The sequence below is a fragment of the Streptomyces cavernicola genome (genome assembly GCF_029968035.1).
Classification (GTDB): Bacteria; Actinomycetota; Actinomycetes; order Streptomycetales; family Streptomycetaceae; genus Streptomyces; species Streptomyces cavernicola.
The window spans coordinates 106056-122648 of sequence record NZ_JASCIQ010000015.1 but is presented as its reverse complement, the minus strand read 5'-3'; the positions used below and the strand labels follow the sequence as shown (position 1 = coordinate 122648).

The 16593-nt window shown below is 71.1% G+C and carries 17 protein-coding genes; 11 read left to right on the top strand and 6 right to left on the bottom strand.

All coding sequences use genetic code 11. From position 1 onward, the window contains the following. The first annotated feature begins 15 nt into the window (after window positions 1-15). A complete protein-coding gene (locus tag QIS96_RS16285) occupies window positions 16-1245 on the top strand; it encodes a M14 family zinc carboxypeptidase (protein WP_282543311.1) in 1230 nt (409 codons plus the stop codon). A 39-nt stretch (window positions 1246-1284) separates the two neighbouring features. Here the strand turns inward: QIS96_RS16285 and QIS96_RS16280 are convergent, their stop codons facing one another. After that, entirely contained in the window at window positions 1285-2520 is a 1236-nt protein-coding gene (locus QIS96_RS16280) for a PucR family transcriptional regulator (protein ID WP_282543310.1), read from the bottom strand. A 171-nt stretch (window positions 2521-2691) separates the two neighbouring features. On the opposite strand from QIS96_RS16280, the gene QIS96_RS16275 reads away from it, so the two are divergent. Then, window positions 2692-3171, top strand: a complete 480-nt coding sequence (locus QIS96_RS16275) for an AMP-binding protein (RefSeq protein WP_282543309.1) — start codon at window positions 2692-2694, stop codon at window positions 3169-3171. Beyond that, window positions 3168-3527, top strand: a complete 360-nt coding sequence (locus tag QIS96_RS37860) for a hypothetical protein (protein WP_408907195.1) — start codon at window positions 3168-3170, stop codon at window positions 3525-3527. Before QIS96_RS16275 ends, QIS96_RS37860 begins: the two co-directional genes overlap by 4 nt. Here QIS96_RS37860 and QIS96_RS16270 read toward each other — a convergent pair. Both QIS96_RS16270 and QIS96_RS16265 read right to left on the bottom strand, forming a co-directional pair. Next, window positions 3416-3685: a DUF397 domain-containing protein gene (locus QIS96_RS16270; protein ID WP_408907197.1), complete on the bottom strand. Its 270-nt coding sequence runs from the start codon at window positions 3683-3685 to the stop codon at window positions 3416-3418. The genes QIS96_RS37860 and QIS96_RS16270 overlap by 112 nt on opposite strands. Then, window positions 3607-4464 (bottom strand): helix-turn-helix domain-containing protein, encoded by an 858-nt coding sequence (locus QIS96_RS16265; protein WP_282543307.1) that lies wholly within the window; start codon window positions 4462-4464, stop codon window positions 3607-3609. The genes QIS96_RS16270 and QIS96_RS16265 overlap by 79 nt, the downstream gene beginning before the upstream one ends. Before the next feature lie 103 nt (window positions 4465-4567). Here QIS96_RS16265 and QIS96_RS16260 point away from each other — a divergent pair, with 103 nt between their 5' ends. The 6 genes from QIS96_RS16260 (at window position 4568) to QIS96_RS16235 (ending at window position 10266) form a co-directional block, all read left to right on the top strand. Then, on the top strand, window positions 4568-5017 hold the full coding sequence (locus tag QIS96_RS16260; RefSeq protein WP_282543306.1) for an ATP-binding protein: 450 nt from the start codon (window positions 4568-4570) through the stop codon (window positions 5015-5017). 236 nt (window positions 5018-5253) lie between these two features. After that, entirely contained in the window at window positions 5254-6003 is a 750-nt protein-coding gene (locus tag QIS96_RS16255) for a peptidoglycan-binding domain-containing protein (RefSeq protein ID WP_282543305.1), read from the top strand. A gap of 361 nt (window positions 6004-6364) precedes the next feature. Then, a complete protein-coding gene (locus QIS96_RS16250; RefSeq protein WP_282543304.1) occupies window positions 6365-7177 on the top strand; it encodes an ABC transporter substrate-binding protein in 813 nt (270 codons plus the stop codon). Further along, window positions 7177-7965: an amino acid ABC transporter permease gene (locus QIS96_RS16245; protein WP_282543303.1), complete on the top strand. Its 789-nt coding sequence runs from the start codon at window positions 7177-7179 to the stop codon at window positions 7963-7965. The genes QIS96_RS16250 and QIS96_RS16245 overlap by 1 nt, the downstream gene beginning before the upstream one ends. 11 nt (window positions 7966-7976) lie before the next feature. Next, the gene (locus QIS96_RS16240) at window positions 7977-8759 is read left to right on the top strand and encodes an amino acid ABC transporter ATP-binding protein (protein ID WP_282543302.1); all 783 of its coding nucleotides are present in this window, start codon (window positions 7977-7979) and stop codon (window positions 8757-8759) included. 379 nt (window positions 8760-9138) lie between these two features. Beyond that, the gene (locus QIS96_RS16235; protein ID WP_282543301.1) at window positions 9139-10266 is read left to right on the top strand and encodes a winged helix DNA-binding domain-containing protein; all 1128 of its coding nucleotides are present in this window, start codon (window positions 9139-9141) and stop codon (window positions 10264-10266) included. Between the two features lie 52 nt (window positions 10267-10318). Here the strand turns inward: QIS96_RS16235 and QIS96_RS16230 are convergent, their stop codons facing one another. Together QIS96_RS16230 and QIS96_RS16225 are read right to left on the bottom strand one after the other, a co-directional pair. Further along, window positions 10319-10966, bottom strand: coding sequence for a LysE family translocator (locus QIS96_RS16230; protein ID WP_282543300.1), 648 nt, complete (start codon window positions 10964-10966; stop codon window positions 10319-10321). A gap of 291 nt (window positions 10967-11257) precedes the next feature. Beyond that, entirely contained in the window at window positions 11258-12082 is an 825-nt protein-coding gene (locus QIS96_RS16225; protein ID WP_282543299.1) for a response regulator transcription factor, read from the bottom strand. A 229-nt stretch (window positions 12083-12311) separates the two neighbouring features. Here QIS96_RS16225 and QIS96_RS16220 point away from each other — a divergent pair, with 229 nt between their 5' ends. Next, window positions 12312-13853 (top strand): AMP-binding protein, encoded by a 1542-nt coding sequence (locus tag QIS96_RS16220; protein WP_282543298.1) that lies wholly within the window; start codon window positions 12312-12314, stop codon window positions 13851-13853. A 148-nt stretch (window positions 13854-14001) separates the two neighbouring features. After that, window positions 14002-14733, top strand: coding sequence for a transporter substrate-binding domain-containing protein (locus tag QIS96_RS16215; protein ID WP_282543297.1), 732 nt, complete (start codon window positions 14002-14004; stop codon window positions 14731-14733). 199 nt (window positions 14734-14932) lie between these two features. Here the strand turns inward: QIS96_RS16215 and QIS96_RS16210 are convergent, their stop codons facing one another. Beyond that, complete coding sequence (locus QIS96_RS16210; RefSeq protein WP_282543354.1) at window positions 14933-16171, bottom strand: Tm-1-like ATP-binding domain-containing protein; 1239 nt, start codon at window positions 16169-16171, stop codon at window positions 14933-14935. Window positions 16172-16593 lie beyond the last annotated feature (422 nt).

Sequence of the window (16593 nt, the reverse complement as noted above, 5' to 3'; positions counted from 1 at the left end):
GAGGAGTCCGCACGCATGCGCCTTTCCGCCTCAGCACTGGCCGCCGCCCTGACCGCCACCTTGATGGTCGGCCCGGCCTCGGCTGCCCCCGCCGCCGCTTCCGCTCCCGCCTCCGCGGAGGAGGGGCCGGGCCAGTGCAAGATCGCCGAAGACCCCCAGTGGGACGGCTGGACGGACCACGCCCAACTCGGCGCGGAACTCCGGGAGATCGAGAAGACCAGCCGGGGCCGCGTGACCGTGGACGTCGCGGGCCGCACCGCCCAGGGGCGCGAGCTGTGGACGGCCCGCGCCGGCACCGGCAAGCGCGTCCTGATGGTGACCAGCGCCATCCACGGCAACGAGCGCACCGGCACGGAGGCGCTGCTCGGCATCCTGAAGCAGCTGGGCTCCAGCGACGACGCGAAGACCAAGAAGATCCTCAGCGAGGTCACCCTCGTCGCGATGCCGATGGTCAACCCCGACGGCGGGGAGCTGAACCGCCGCATCAACGTCCACTCCTGGGATCAAACCCTGGAGAAATTCCCGCAGTTGGCGGGTGCGCCCAGAGCCTGGTACCACAGCCTGGAAGGCGACGGCATCAAGCAGCCCGGGTACGACCTGAACCGCGACTTCAACCCCGACCTGAACTACGTCCCGAAGGCCTCCGACCTGCCGGGCACCCAGGCCGGCGCCGGGTTCTTCCTGTCGCCGGAGTCCCGCGCGATCCGCGACACGTACGTGCAGATGCGCGCCGAGAAGGGCTCGGTCGACGCCATGATCGACCTGCACCACATGGGCCCGTGCCTGCGGGTCACCGGCGGTGAGCAGGACGGCAAGCTGATCACGGTCTCCCTCGACTACCCGCCGCTCGGCGTGAACGACGGCGCGAAGTACAAGGCGGAGTGGCCGAAGCTGGACCAGGACAAGTCCCGCCGGTATGCCACGACAGTGGCCAACGGCATCGCCGAGGCCTACGGCGACCAGTCCAGGCTCGCCGCCACCGGCCGCTACCTGCACCCGGACGAGCGCGAGTACGCGGGCCAGAGCCGCTCCGCCTTCGCCCTCAACGGCACGGGCACGGTCCTCTTCGAGGTCCGCGGCCAGCAGGACGACCTGGGCCAGACCCAGCGCGGCATGTTCGTGGAGACCGTCCGCACGGGCGTCGAGTCCCTTCTGACGGGCCTCGCCACGGGCACCGCGGACACGGTCGACGGCGACAGCTTCTTCGACCTGCCGGACTACGGCTGGGAGACGACGGGGGACTGAGGCGACGCCCGACGGCGGTGGGGGCCTCAGCAGTCGGCGTCAGCCGTCCCCCACCGCCCGGTGGCGTTCAAGCAGCATCGGGAACGTGCCGACCGCGTCGAGGGCCATGGAGAGTTCGGCGACGATCTTCGGGTCGTCGAGCGGCCCGCGGAGGAACTCCTCCAGGCGGTGCATGCGGTAACGGACCGTGTTCTGGTGGCAGTACAGCATCCGGCCCGCCTCGGCCGCTGAGCCGTGCGCCTCCAACCACGCACGGGCGGTGGCGAGGAGGGTCGTACGGTCCTCCTCGGGCAGGGACAGCACGCCGCCGAGGATGCGCTGGACGGCGCGCTGGGTGGTCTCCAGGTTGTTCATCACCAGCTCGGTCAACGGGGTGTCGTCGAGCTGCCGCACCGCGGGCGCACCCGGCGGCAGCGACTCCGCGGCGACCTGCGCGTACCGCAGCGCGCGGCCGGTCCGGTCGAGCCGGTCGTACAGCGGGCTCACCCCGACCCGGCTGGTCGCGGACGCGCGTACGGCGTCGAGGATCTCCTCCAGCGGCCGGCGCTGCGGGCAGGACAACACCCCGGTCTCCGAACCCCGTTGGGCCCGCCAGGCGGAGGCGACGCCGAGGGTGCGAAGGCGTCGGTCGAGGCTGGGCAGGGGCGGTTCCTGCGAGGTCAGGGCGTCGGCGGTCACCACCAGGAACGAGCCCTGGAACGGGAAGTCGAGCATCCGCGCGACCTCCCACACGGTCTCCGTCGCCGTGGACGGCCCGTCGATGAGCTCCCCGACGAGGGCGGAGCGCCGCCGGTCGGTCTCCACCATCCGCTCCGCGCAGGTCTCGCGGTACGAGTCGGTGAGCGCGGAGGAGAACGCGTCGGCGATCTCCCAGATGTGCGCGGCCTGGTCGAGCAGCGCGCCGGGCGCGTCACCGCCCGACTTCCGTGCCTCGGCGAGGAGTTGCTCCCAGAAGAACTGGAAGCTGATGCGGTACGCGCGCAGCACCTCGGGCAGCGGCGCGTTCTGCTCGGCCCGCCGCCGCCCGGTCTCGGTGGGCCCCGACAGGTCGATCGCGCTCGGCTCGGCGCTGACCAGATGGGCGATGATCCCCTGCACGTTGTGCACCATCGAGGCGTGCAGGTCCTTCGGGTCGACGACCATCGTCCGGTAGAACTCGATGTTGTCGTACGTCAGTTGGGCCATGTCGGACGCGATGGCGTCGATCCGCTCCATCAGCGTGCCCGCCAGGTCGGCCACCAGGGTCCGGGATGTCGTCGATGTCGTCGCATGCACGGGCCGAGACTAGGCCAGGCAGGGCCCCGAAAGGGACTCAACGCATGAAATGACCTGGGGTCGTTGTCGTACGGGACAGAGGTTCCTGTGGGCGTCGACATGGTGCTTCGTGGGGGCGGGTCACGAGGATCTTCACGTCGAAGAGAACCGCGCGCATGAAGGTGAACTGACGTGACCAACCTCGCCACAGCCCTCCTCGAAGAACTGGACGAGTTCAGCGCCCGGGTGGCGGGCGGCCTGTACGCGCATGGCGTGCGCCCCGGCGATCCGGTGGGGCTGCGGGTGCCCGACGTGCCTGCCTACCCCGCCCTGTACTTCGGGGTGCTCCGGCTGGGGGCGATCGTGGTGCCGGCGCAGGGCCTGGCACCGGGCCGACGGTCGAGGGCGCGCCTGGTCTTCACCGCGCCCCCTCTGCTGCACGAGGCGGGGGACGACACCACCCTGATCCAGGTAGGCCCGGACTTCCTCGACCAGCTGCGCCACTGGCCGCTGCGCTCGGACGTGGCCCCTCGTGCGGACGACGACCCGGCCGTACGCATGGGCCCTGCGGGCCCCTACCTCACCCACGGCGAACTCCGCGAGCGGGCAGCGGCGGCGGAAACGGGCCGGGACGCCCCCGCCCACGAACTCTGCGCCGGAGGCCGACGTTGACCCTGTGGCGGCAGGTCCTCATCGTGCTCAAGGACGAATCCCTCGACCACACCACGAGAACCGCCGTCCTCACCCGAGCCGCGACGACCCTCGCCGCGCACCGCGCCCCGGAGGGCAGCCGCCCGACTGTCGACGACGTCATCGCCGTGGCCCGCGCGGAGTTCGGCATCGTCCTCACCGCCGCAGAGGTGAACGAGTCCCTCGCGGCAGGCACGGGGCCGCACACCGTCGACTCGGGGGCCCTTCAGCGTCTCGCGTACGCGTTCAGAAATGCCGCCCAGGCGGCGGGGGTTGCGGTGAGGTGGGGGAGGGAGGGGTTCTTGGAGTCGCGGATGTGGAGGGTCAACTCACGCTGATCCTGGGCGACTTCGAGGCATTCGCCGCCGCCTCCGCCGCTGTAGCTCGACTTGAACCAGGCAAGGTTTTCGGGGGAGTTCATCGCCGCTCCAGCTTCTTCTCGATCAGCTCCATGGGCCTGCGTGGGGGCAACGCCACCGCACGCATGATCCCATATCGTTCCGCCAAGATCCGGACCTGTGCAGGGGCAGTGATCAGGCGCGGGTGCTCCTGAACCTCGGTGTAACCGACGTGGTGATGCTGGCCCTTGGGAGTCAACAGATTGAACGCGCCCTGCAAGTTGGGGTGTTCGTTCACCTCGGTCGGCATTACCTGAAGTTCCACGTTGCGCATGCGGCTCGCCTGCAGGATGTGCCGCAGTTGGGCCTCGTGCACGGTCCAACCGCCGAGAGGCCGATCCAGCACGGCTTCTTCCAGGACGTAGCTGATCACTGGGGCAGGGCTGCGCTCGAAGACCTTCTGGCGGTGCAGACGGTCGGCGATCCGCTTCTCGATGGTCTCCTCGTCCAGCAGCGGGCGGTGGTTGCGGAATACGCACTCGGCATGCTCGGCGGTCTGCAGCAACCCCGGCACCCCTTGGTCCGCGTAGAAGTGCAACTCCACTGCCTCGGACTCCAGTTTCGCGTACCCCCGGTACCACTCCGGATGCCTCGTCCGCGCCCGCGAAAGCGCTGCCTTCACGTCGGGGATCGCCGCCGTCAAAACCCCCCGCGCATCCAGAGCCACCTCTGCCAACTCCAGGAACCTCGGCTGCGGAATACGTACATTCCGCTCGATCGCCGAGATCAGGTCCAGGCTCACGTGCGTGGCCGTGGCCAATTCCCGCTGGCCCATGCCGCATGCCTCGCGCAACACCTTGATCTGCTTGCCGAGCGCAGCGAAAAGGTGCGCTGTGCCGTCCGCTTCCGCCGGCCGCTCGGGCCGTTCTTCGCGCATGTCCGTACCACCCCGTACATCCAGCGGAGCGGACCCGTACGGCTACACTCCGTCGCCTCGCAGTCACTGGTCAGCGTACGGGCAAACGGCCACGCTCGGTGACATGAAAGCTCAAATCCCCCTCCCTGCCGTTCAGTTCGCGCAGCGGTTCAGTGCGACCCCGCGTGGTGCGCGGCTCGCGCGGCGGCTCGTCCTGCATCAGCTCGACGCGTGGGGCTTCCCGCACGGCGGTGCCGTCTCGGAGGCCGTCGCGTCGGTCGTGGCCGAGCTGGCGGCGAACGCTGTGACGCACGGACTCGTACCCGGACGGGACTTCGAGGTCCGGGTGGAGTGCGAAGGCACGGAGAAGGGTGTGCTGCGGATCGAGGTCGCGGACGCGCGCGGGGAGCGCAAGCTCCAACTGCGGGAGGAATCAGCTGAGTTGGAGAGCGGGCGCGGGCTGTGGATCGTCGCTGAACTCGCGGACGCGTGGGGCGTACGGGACAGAGTCGTCGGCAAGGCCGTATGGGCGGACATCTCGTACGGGGAGGGGCGAGGCCCTCGGGTCTGTTGAGCGTGGCGTATCCCACACGGGGTGTGGGTCCTCCCGGTATGCGCTGTGCATTCGAATGGATCACCTGCATAATCTGTGGCTGCTTCATGGAGGGGTGTGAACAAACTGTGAGTGGACAGCACTGCCCGGGGTGCGGAACGGCGTTCCTGCCGGACTTCAGGCCTGCCTGCGACTGTGCGTTGCGGGCGCGCGAGGCCGCCGCGGCCCAGCAGGCGCCGGTCGAGGAGGCAACGGCCGTGCCTCCGGTCGCCACTGGGCCCGACCCGGTGTTCGGGCACGTCGCGCCGCCGGACGCGGCCGAGTCCACGCTCACGCAGGAAGTGCTGCAGCTCTTCGACGAGGCCCCCGAGGCCGGTGGGGCCGGTGGGGCCCCGGAGTTCAGCCGCTCCGAGTCGGCCGGGGCGGCGGGGCGCGGCTGGCGGTACGGGCTGATCGCCGGGGCCGCGGTCGTCGTCGCGGTGACCGTGGGCGTGGCGGGCGGGTTCTTCTCCGGCGGGCCGGACCCCCAGGCGGGGCCCTCGGGCGCGGCCGAGCGCGTGACGGTCAGCGACCCCGAGACGCCGGAGACCTCGTCCACCGAGCGGCAGCGCGAACGCGCAGACCGCGACGCGCGGCCGAGCCCCACCCCGACGGAGACGGCGAGCGAGCAGGAGGCCGAGGACCCGGAGGCCGGCGCCTCGGCCATCCCGTCCGCGTCCCCGTCCAGCGAGTCGAAGTCCCCGAAGCCGAGCCGTACGAGCTCCTCGCCGACCTCGGACGACGCCCCGACCACGCTGCGCCGCGGCGACCACGGCGAGCAGGTCGTCGAACTCCAACAGCGCCTACGCCAGCTGCAGTTGTACGTGGGCCCGGTGAACGGCAACTACAGCCCGGACGTCGAGGATGCCGTGGCCCGCTTCCAGAGCGCCCGCGACATTCCCGAACAGTCGGGCGTGTACGGCCCCCAGACCCGCGAGGCGGTCGAGTCGGAGACTTCGGAGCCGTAGGGTTCGCAGGCTGCTGACCGCTCCTGCTCGGACAGGTTCGCGAACCATTTCAGCCCCCGCTCCAACTCCCTTGTCCCCTGGGTGAGTTCGTTCAGCAGGGTCGCCTTGCTGTTCATCCGGGCTTCGCTCCGTTCGGGGGCGGGCGGTGGGTGGGTTCGGCGGGAACCGGAATCGGCCAGGCGATCACCCCTGTCGCCAGCCAGCGCCGCGTCCTAGGATGCAGCAACTCGCCCGCCGCGTGCGGCGCGAGCCGATTCGCGTACCACCACGCACCACGACGACGCACCACGACGACGCACCACGAACCCCCCGCACCAGCACTGCTCGGTTGTTCGGCTGCCGCCTTGGAGGCACTGTGTCCGTGTCCGTTCGTACCGCCCTTCCCGTGACCGCCGCGGCCGCCGCCGTCGCACTGCTGCTCACGGGCTGTACCAGCACCAAGTCGGAAGGCGGCAAGGGCGACAAGGGCGGTGGGGTGCAGTTCGTGACCGAGGGTGTGCTGAAGACCTGCACACACCTGCCGTATCCGCCGTTCCAGACGAAGAAGGGCGGCGAGGTCGTCGGCTTCGACGTGGACCTCGTGGACCTCATAGCCGAGGAACTCAAGGTCAAGCAGGAGATCGTCAACACCCCCTTCGAAGGCATCGAGACCGGCCAGGACTTCAGCACCAACAAGTGCGACCTCGCCGCCTCCGGCCTGACCATCACGCCCGAGCGCGACAAGGTCATGGACTTCTCCGTCCCGTACTTCGACGCCACACAGGCCCTCATCACCCGAAAAGGCAAGCCGTACAAGGAACTTGCCGACCTGAAGGGCCAGAAGTTCGGCTACCAGAAGGCCACCACCGGCGGCGAGTACGCCAAGAAGAACGCACCGAAGAGCGCGGAGCTCGTCGAGTTCGAGGACCTCGGACTGCTGCTCGCCGCCGTGAAGTCCGGGCAGATCGCCGCCGGCATCAACGACAACGGCGTGCTCTACGACTACGTGAAGCAGAACCCCGACACCGAGGTCGCCGCCGAGTTCGACACCGGCGAGCAGTACGGCATCGCCGTACGCACCGGAAACGACGCCCTGCGCGCGAAGATCGACGAGGTCATCGAAGCGGCCAAGAAGGACGGGCGCTACGACGAGATCTACAAGAAGTGGTTCGGCACGGCCCCCGAGAGCAAGTGATGGCCGCCCTCACCCGCAGGCAGCGGGCCCGCGCCTTCCGGGGCGCCCAGTACGGGCTGCTCGCCGTCGCCCTGCTCGCCGTGGTGCTGCTCGCGGACTGGGAGCGGCTGCGGCAGGCGTTCTTCGACGTCGAAGTGGCGAAGGCGCAGTTCCCCGACATCCTGGCGATAGCCCTCCTCAACACCGGCGTCTACACGCTCCTCGGCTTCGGCTTCGGGCTCGTCCTCGGGCTCGTGCTCGCCCTGATGCGGCTCTCGTCGGTGCCGCCGTACCGCTGGATCGCCGTCACGTACATCGAGTTCTTCCGCGGCGTGCCCGCGCTGCTCGTGTTCATCGCGCTCGGCTTCGGCGTGCCGCTCGCCTTCGAGGTGGCGATCGACAAGTACGTGACGGTGATGCTCGCCCTCGGTCTCGTCGGCGCCGCGTACATGGCGGAGACCATCCGGGCCGGCATCCGGGCCGTGCCCAAGGGGCAGATGGAGGCGGCCCGTTCGCTCGGAATGTCGCACGGCCGCGCCATGGCCTCGGTGATCATCCCGCAGGCGTTCCGGATCGTCCTCCCGCCCCTGACGAACGAGCTGATCCTGCTGACGAAGGACTCGTCCCTGGTCTATCTCCTGGGGCTCTCCCTCAGCCAGTACGAGCTCTCCAACTTCGGCCGGGACGCCCTCAACGAGCACAAGAGCCTCACCCCGATCCTGATCGCCGGTCTGCTCTACCTCATGATCACGCTGCCGCTCGGGCATCTCGTGCGGCGCCTCGAATCCCGTACGGCGAAGGCGAGATGAGGGAGCAAGCCATGTCTACCAGTGCACAGATCGACGTACGCGGGCTGCGCAAGGCGTTCGGTGACCTCGAGGTGCTGCGCGGCATCGACATCACCGTCGAGCGCGGCGAGGTCGTCTGCGTCATCGGGCCCTCCGGATCCGGGAAGTCCACGCTGCTCCGCTGCGTGAACCTCCTTGAGGAACCGACGTCCGGGACGGTCTCCGTCGCCGGCACGGAAGTCACCGACCCTGATGTGGACATCGACCGGGTGCGGCAGCGGATCGGCATGGTCTTCCAGTCGTTCAACCTGTTCCCGCACCTCACCGTCCTGGAGAACCTGACGCTCGCCCAGCGGAGGGTGCTGCGCCGCGACAAGGCGGAGGCGGCGCGGGTGGGCCGCGCCAACCTGGAGCGGGTCGGCCTCGCCGACAAGTCCGGTTCGTATCCCGCGCAGCTGTCCGGCGGGCAGCAGCAGCGGGTCGCGATCGCGCGGGCCCTCTCCATGGACCCGGAGCTGATGCTCTTCGACGAGCCGACGTCCGCGCTCGACCCGGAGCTGGTCGGGGACGTCCTTGCCGTCATGCGGTCGCTCGCGCAGGAGGGGATGACGATGCTGGTCGTCACCCACGAGATGAGTTTCGCGCGGGAGGTCGCGGATCGGGTGGTGTTCATGGACGGCGGGGTGATCGTGGAGGAGGGGCCTGCGGAGCGGGTGGTGGGTGCTCCGCGGCATGAGCGGACGCGTACGTTCCTTGCGCGGGTCCTCGACCCGGCGGCGGCGCCGGAGCCGGTGGAGGTCCGCAAGGAGGGGTAGTCGGCCCCCGCCAGGTCGACTCGGAGCGGGCCGCTCGCCCTTCGGGCGTGTGTTTCCCCGCCCCGCCCCTTCCCGAAAGCTTGCAGCAGCTTCGGGGCTGCGCCCCGGACCCTGCTGTCCTTCGGCTGCTGCGCCGTCGTGGCCGGTCGCGCAGTTCCCCGCGCACCTAAAGGGGCAGCCCCCACCGTGGCCCAAATTCAGCCCCTCCGGCGTTTGAGATGGGGGTCCCCCCTGCTCGAACGAAGCCGAGAGCTTGGGGGAGGGGGTCCGGGGGCTGGCCCCCGAAGCCGTCCGCCAGGACTTTCGGGAAGGGGCGGGGAGGGGAAAAGCAACGGCGTCGCGGACAGCCACCGTCCGCAAGCGCAGCTAGCGTGCCGCCATGACGACGCAGACGACGACGCCCCCCACGCTCGACCCCCGTGCCCTCAACCGAGCCACCCTCGCCCGACAGTTCCTGCTTGAGCGGGCGGCCAGGCCCGCAGAGAGCGCCGTCGCGCACCTGCTCGGCCTGCAGGCGCAGAACGTGAAGCCGCCGTACTACGCCCTCGCCGCCAGGCTGAAGGACTTCGACCCGGAAGAGCTCTCCACGCTCATGGCCGACCGCGCCGTCGTCCGCACCGTCACCATGCGCTCCACCCTCCACACCCACACCGCCTCCGACGCCCTGACGCTGCGCCACCTCGCCCAACCCGCCCGCGACCGCGAACTGCACATGTTCCGCAAGGGGCTCGAAGGCGTCGACCTCGGCGAACTCTCCGTACAGGCAAGGGAGTTGGTGGAGGAGGAACCCCGTACCCTCAAGCAGCTGCGCGAGGCGCTCGGCGCGACCTGGCCGGACGCCGACCCGCAGGCACTCGGCATCGCCGCACGCAACACCCTCGCCCTCGTCCAGGTCACGCCGCGCGGACTGTGGCGGCAGAGCGGCCAGGTCGCCCTCACCACCGTCGAGCACTGGCTCGGCCGCCCCACGGGCCCCGCGCCCGCGCCCGACGAGGTCGTGCTGCGCTACCTCCGCGCGTTCGGGCCCGCCTCCGTCAAGGACATGCAGACCTGGGCCGGCGTCACCCGCCTTCGCCCGGTCTTCGAGCGGCTGCGGCCCGAACTGGTCGCGTTCCGGGACGAGCACGGCGTCGAGCTGTTCGACCTGCCCGACGCGCCGCGACCCGGCCCGGACGTCCCGGCGCCGGTGCGGCTGCTGCCCGAGTACGACAACCTGCTCCTCTCGCACGCCGACCGCAGCCGCGTCATGCCGACCGCGTACCGGGGCCGCACCTGGGTCGGCAACCGCAGCTTCAGCGTCTTCCTCGCCGACGGTTTCCTCGCGGGCGCCTGGCGCCTCGACGAACCGGCGGACGGGCCCGCCGTGATCACCGTCGAACCCTTCGACGCGCTCACGAAGCCGCAGCGCAGGGAGGTCGAGGCGGAGGCGGAGCGGTTGCTGGCGGGGCCGATGGGAACGGGGGCGGCCGGGTACGAGGTGCGGTACGGGAAGGTCGTCGGCGCCTGACCGCGCCGTACGGGTATCCGTATTGGTATCCGTACGGGTATCCGTACTGGTATCAGTCCGCGCGGCCCGTCGCCGCGACCGTCACGCCGAGGCCGATCATCGCGAAGCCGCCCGCGCCGCCGATCATCGAGAGCCGGCGGTCGGAGCGCGCGAACCAGTTGCGGGCGGCGGCCGCGCCGAGCCCCCAGAGCGTGTCCGTGACGAGGCCGATGCCGATCGGGACGAGGCCCAACAAGAGCATCTGCAGGGGCAGTTGACCGGCCGAGTGGTCCACGGTCTGCGGCAGCACCGCCGCGAAGAACACGATGCCCTTCGGGTTGGTCACGCCGACCAGGATGCCGTCGAGAACCGTCCGCAGATCACTCCGCGCGGGTTCGGGCGTCGCCGTGCGCAGCGAGTCGACCCGCATGTCCTTGCGGTGCCGGAAGGCCTGCACGCCCAGGTACACGAGGTACGCGGCCCCCGCCAGCTTCACCGCGAGAAACGCTGTGGCCGACTGTCCCACCAGCGCACCGACCCCGAACGCGACGGCCACGACCAGCAGGTACGAGCCGGCCACGTTGCCGAACACCGTCGCCATGGCCGTGCGCCGGCCGTGCGCGAGGGCGCGGCCGATCACGAACAGGACGCTCGGGCCCGGCACGACGATGACGATCAGCGACATCACCGCGAACGCGAGGAATCGGTCGAGGGGCACCATGTGTTGCTCCAACCCTTGCTTGTCGCGCCCCGGTTGCGGGCGCGGCTCTGACTCTTCCCCACCCCGCCCCTTTCCCGAAAGACCTGCGGTCGGCTTCGGGGCTTCGCCCCGGGCCCCGGGGCTGTCTTTCGGCTGCCGCGCCGTCGTGGCTCGTCGCGCAGTTCCCCGCGCCCCTATAGGGGCACTCATCGCAGCCCCATCCCGCCAAACCCAGCCCCTCCGGCGTTTGAGGAGGCCCGTCCGGCGAGGACTCTCGGGAAGGGGCGGGGTGGGGAAAGGAAAAAACGCCCCCTACGGCAGAACCCCCGTCCGGCGGGCCGCCACCACCGCCTCCAACCGCGTGTGCGCCCCCAACTTCCGCATGGCCGACCGGAGATAGCCCTTGACCGTCTCCGGGCGGAGGCTCAGACGCTCGGCGGTCGCCGCGTTCGTCGCGCCGGACGCCACACAGGACAGCACATCCACCTCACGCGGCGCGAGCCGCACCGCAGGCTCCGGCACAGCGGTGCCAGTGGGCATCAACTTGCCCAGCGCGTCGAGGAGTTCGCACCGCAGCAGCGGGTCGGCGATGCGCGGAGCAAGAGCCCGCAGCGCCGAGTGCGCCTCGCGTACGCGCTCCCACGCCCCATCGTCCCCGGGCGCGCGGGCCGCCGTGAGGAGGGCCCGCGCCTCGTCCCGTACGACGAGCGTCTGCTCCACGTCGCGGGCGGCGGCCACCGCCGCGTTCAGGGTGCGGTCGCCGAGCGGCTGGGCCGTGCGCAGCGCGCCGTACAGGACGCCGCGGACCCGGCGCCGCACCACGACCGGCACGGCGAGGACCGAGCGCAGGCCCTCGGCGGCGACGGCGACGTCGTACTCGTGGCTGATGTGCCGCGATGTGCTGTAGTCGGTGACGGCGACGGCGCGGGCCAGGGCGTGCGCCTTGCCGCCGAGGCCGCTGCCCGGCGCGACCGCCAGGCCCTGGAGCGAGGCGGTGGCGGCGCCGCTGAGCTCGCCGATGCGCAGGCCGCGCCCCTCCTCGACCAGTCCGCCGAAGGCGACCGGCAGGCCCGTGGCGCGGCGCAGCCGCACGAGTGCCGCCCGCACCTCTGCCGTCGCCCCGGCGTCCGCCGTCACCGTGCCTCCCTGCCCGTTGACTCTTCCGCGCGGTTGCGCCCGCTGACACCCCCGTTCGGGGGTGGCAGGATCCGGTCACCGCTCACACGATGTTAATGAGCGGTCCGGCGCGGGGGAGTACACATGCGGTAACCCGCCCCGGCACCGGACGAGACAACGCCGACACGGCATGACACGGCTCGGCGCAGCGCGGCACAGCGCCCGGACCACCGGACGACAGGAGACAGGCATGCGGACACCGATGACCGTCGCGGACTTCCTCGACCGGGCCGAGCTGGGGTTCGCCTCCAGCCCCGGCGTCGTCGACGAACCCTCCCAACCGGCCCTTGCCGTACCGGAGTTGACGTACGGCGGGCTCGGTGAGCGGGTGCGGGCCTGGCAGGCCGGGTTCGACGCGCTCGGCGTCGGCGAGGGCGAGCGCATCGCGGTCGTCAGCCACAACTCGACCCGCCTCCTCGAACTGCTCTTCGCGGTGCCGATGAGCGGCCGGATCTGTGTGCCGGTGAACTTCCGGCTCAAGCCGGAGGAGATCGAGTACGTGGTGCGGCAGAGCGGCGCGTCCGTGCTGCTCGTCGACCCGGAGCTGGACGAGGCGCTCGCCGGGGTCAAGGCCCGGCACCGCTTCGTGCTCGGCGCGCAGACCGACACGGAGCTGATGCGCTTCGGCGTCGAACCCCGCCCCTGGTCCAACCCGGACGAGGACGCCACGGCCACCATCAACTACACCTCCGGCACGACCGCCCGCCCCAAGGGCGTCCAGCTCACCCACCGCAACATCTGGGTCAACGGCCTCACCTTCGGCCTGCACACCCGCTCCTGGGAGCGGGACGTCTACATGCACACCCTGCCGATGTTCCACTGCAACGGCTGGGGCATGCCGTACGTGATGGCCGGGCTCGGCGTGAAGCAGGTCGTGCTGCGCAAGGTGGACGGCGCGGAGATCCTGCGCCGTGTCGAGGAGCACGGCGTCACCCTGATGTGCGGGGCGCCCGCCGTCTGGAACATGGTCCTGGACGCGGCCGCCACCTGGCGCGGCGAGATCCCGGGCCGCGACAAGGTGCGCATCGTCTGCGCCGGCGCGCCCCCGCCGACCAAGCTGATCCAGCGCGTCGGCGACGAGCTGGGCTGGGAGTTCACCCAGATCTACGGCCTCACGGAGACCTCCCCGGTCCTCACCTTCAACCGCACCCGCCCCGAGGACGCCGCACTGCCCGCCGAGGAGCGCGCCCGCAAGCTGTCCCGTGCCGGACTGCCCGCGCTCGGCGTGAAGTTGAAGGTGTCGGAGGCCGGTGAGGTGCTCGCCCGCTCCAACGTCGTGCTCGACGGGTACTGGGAGAAGCCCGAGGAGACCGAGGCGGCCCTGGAGGGCGGCTGGTTCCACACCGGCGACGGCGGCACGCTCGACGCGGCGGACGGCCACCTCACGATCTCCGACCGCAAGAAGGACGTGATCATCACCGGCGGCGAGAACGTCTCGTCCATCGAGGTTGAGGACGCCATCTTCAGCCACCCCGCCGTGGCCGAGGTCGCCGTGATCGGCGTCCCGCACGAGAAGTGGGGCGAGACCATCAAGGCCCTGGTGGTCCTCGCGGAGGGCGAAGCCGCCGAGGAGGCCGACATCATCGCCCACTGCAAGTCCCGCATGGCCGGCTACAAGGCCCCGACGAGCGTCGAGTTCCGCGAGGCCATCCCGCGTACGGCCACTGGCAAGATCCAGAAGTTCAAGCTGCGGGAGCCGTACTGGACGGGACGGGACCGGGGCGTGAACTAGCCCCTCTTGGGGGGAGTTGGGGTGGCGGAAGGGACCGGAGCGCAGCGGCCCGCTCATCACGGCCGCCGCGGTGATCCTGGTCGGCGCGACGCTCATCCGGACCGTCCTGGTCCCGGGGTGTTCATGGGGCCGACCTAAACTCCGCCCCATGAACACCCCGCTCACCCCTACTGAAGCGGTCGTCCGCGACCTGGCCCCCACCGGGGTCCTGCGGGTCGCCGTCAACCTCGGCAACCCCGTCCTCGCGCAGGGCACGCCCGAGGCGCCGGCCGGGGTCACGGTCGACATCGCCCGCGAGGTCGCCGCCCGGCTCGGCGTGCCGGTCTCCTTCGCCTGCTTCGACGCGGCGCGCAAGTCGTACGAGGAGATGGCCGCGGGCCGTGCCGACCTCTGCTTCCTGGCGGTCGAGCCGGCCCGCGAGGCCGACGTCGCCTTCACCGCGCCGTACGTCGTCATCGAGGGCGTGTACGCGGTGCGTGCCGACTCGCCGCTGAGGTCTGTGGCGGAGGTGGACCGCGCGGGGGTCCGCATCGGCGTGAAGCGGGGCTCCGCGTACGACCTGTACCTGTCCCGGACTCTGCGGGAGGCGTCGGTCGTACGGGGCGAGGAGGGCGTGGACGTGTTCGTGGCCGAGGGCCTCGAGGTGGGCGCGGGGATCCGGCAGCCGCTGACGGAGTACGTGGCGGCGCACCCCGAACTCCGCCTGATCGAAGGCCGGTTCATGCAGATCCGCCAGGCGGTGGGCACGCGGCGCGACCGGGCGCCGGAGACGGTGGGGTTCCTGCGGGGGCTGGTGGAGGAGTTGAAGGGTTCGGGGTTCGTGCGGCGGGCGTTGGAGCGGTCGGGGAGGTCGGGAGAGCTGGTGGCCCCGCCTGCGTGAGCCTTCCCCACTCCGCCCCTTCCCGAAAGCCTGCGGCGCTTGTCGTTCGGCTTTCCCGCCATCGTGGCTGGTCGCGCAGTTCCCCGCGCCCCTAAAGACCAGCCCCTCCGGCGTTTGAGGAGCGGGGGTCCGGGGGCTGGCCCCCGGTGCCGACGGCAGTCTTTCGGGAAGGGGCGGGGTGGGGAAAGGGAACCGGGCCTCAGCCCACGATCGCCGCATGCAACCGCTCCGCCGCCCCCCTCCCGAACAACGGATCGTTGAGGTGCGTGTCCACCTCGACCACCTCCACCGAACTTCCCCGCAACCCCTCCCGCAGCGCGGCGAACAACGCCTGGTCCAGGGCGAGTTCGTGGTACGGCCCACCCGGCGCGCCCAGCGTCGACAAGCCCCGCTGCGGCAGCAGCAGCGTCGTCGGCCCGGTGGCCGCACGCAGCTTCGCGGCGACCGAGTGGCCGAGCCGCACGCACTCCTCCGCCGTCGTGCGGACGACACTGATCGACGGGTTGTGCACCCGCGGCCCCCGCCCCCGGAACGCCTCCGGCACAGTGTCCATCGGCCCGAACTTGATCATGTCGAGGGCGCCGGGCGCGACCACCTGCGGCAGCCCCATCCGCCCGGCGGATCTCAACCGGTCCGGGCCGGCCGAGAGGACCCCGCCGAGCGCCTCGTCGGCGATCTCGCAGAGCGTCAGGTCGAGCACCCCCGCGAACAGCCCCCGCCCCGCCAACTCCTCCAGGGACCGGCCGCCCGAACCGACGGCGTGGAACACCAGGACCTCGTAGCCGAGTTCGGTGAGCCGCGCGCGGGCCGCGTCGACGCCCGGAGTCGTCACCCCCGCCATGGACGCCGCGACCAGCGGACGCTCGCCCGCCGCGAACTCCACCGACCGCTCCGCGCGCCGCGCCGCCGCGTACCCCTGCGCCATCCCGGCCGCCGCGTCGGCGGCGTTGGCGAGGACGGGCCGGGACACCCGGTTCACGCCCGCGATGTCGACGATGCTGTAGAGCATGGCGATGTCGGTGCTCCCGACGTACGGCGACACGTCCCCGGCGGCCATCGACGACACCATCAACTTCGGTACGCCCAGCGGCAGTTCACGCATCGCCTGGCTCGCGATCGACGTACCGCCGCTGCCGCCCACCGCGAGCACCGCGTGCAGCCGCCCGGACGCGTGCAACTCGGTCACGACCCGGGCCGCGCCGCGCGCCATCACGGTCACGGCCGCGCCCCGGTCCCCGTCCCGTACCAGCTGCTCGACCTCACTCCCGGCGGCCCGCGCCACCACGTCCCGCGGGACGTCCGGCCGCACACGCGGCGGGCCGACGATCCCGGTGTCGACGAGCAGCGTCTCGACCCCTCGCTCCCGCAGCCGGTCCCGGACCCAGGAGTACTCCTCGCCCTTGGTGTCCAACGTCCCGACCAGCACAACTATGGGTATCGGCATGAAGATCAGTGTTGGTGGCCCGGGACACACGGGGCAAGACCGCGTCGCGAACTCAGTTCCTCCGCAGTTCCAGGCGAGGATGCGGGTGCTGCGAGCGAAGGCCAGGGAAGGGGCGAGAGCTTAGGCTCCCTCACGCCCCGGGCGAGTCTGCCACCGGCCCGAGTGCCCCGCCGGGAGTCCGACATCGCTACGGGCCGCAGCGTAGAACCCCTCACGTCCGACGCGTTGCTTCCCGGCCAGCGTCTTCCATCCCTCCCGATCGCGCGCCTCAGCCCGCACCGCCTGCTCCATCTCGGCGACAGCCACGGCCCATTCCCTGGCCGCATCCACAACCTCCGGTGACCCGAACAGCAGCACTGACTCCCACGCGAGATCACGAGCTTCGGATGCCTCCCCCAGCCGCACAGCCGCCTCTC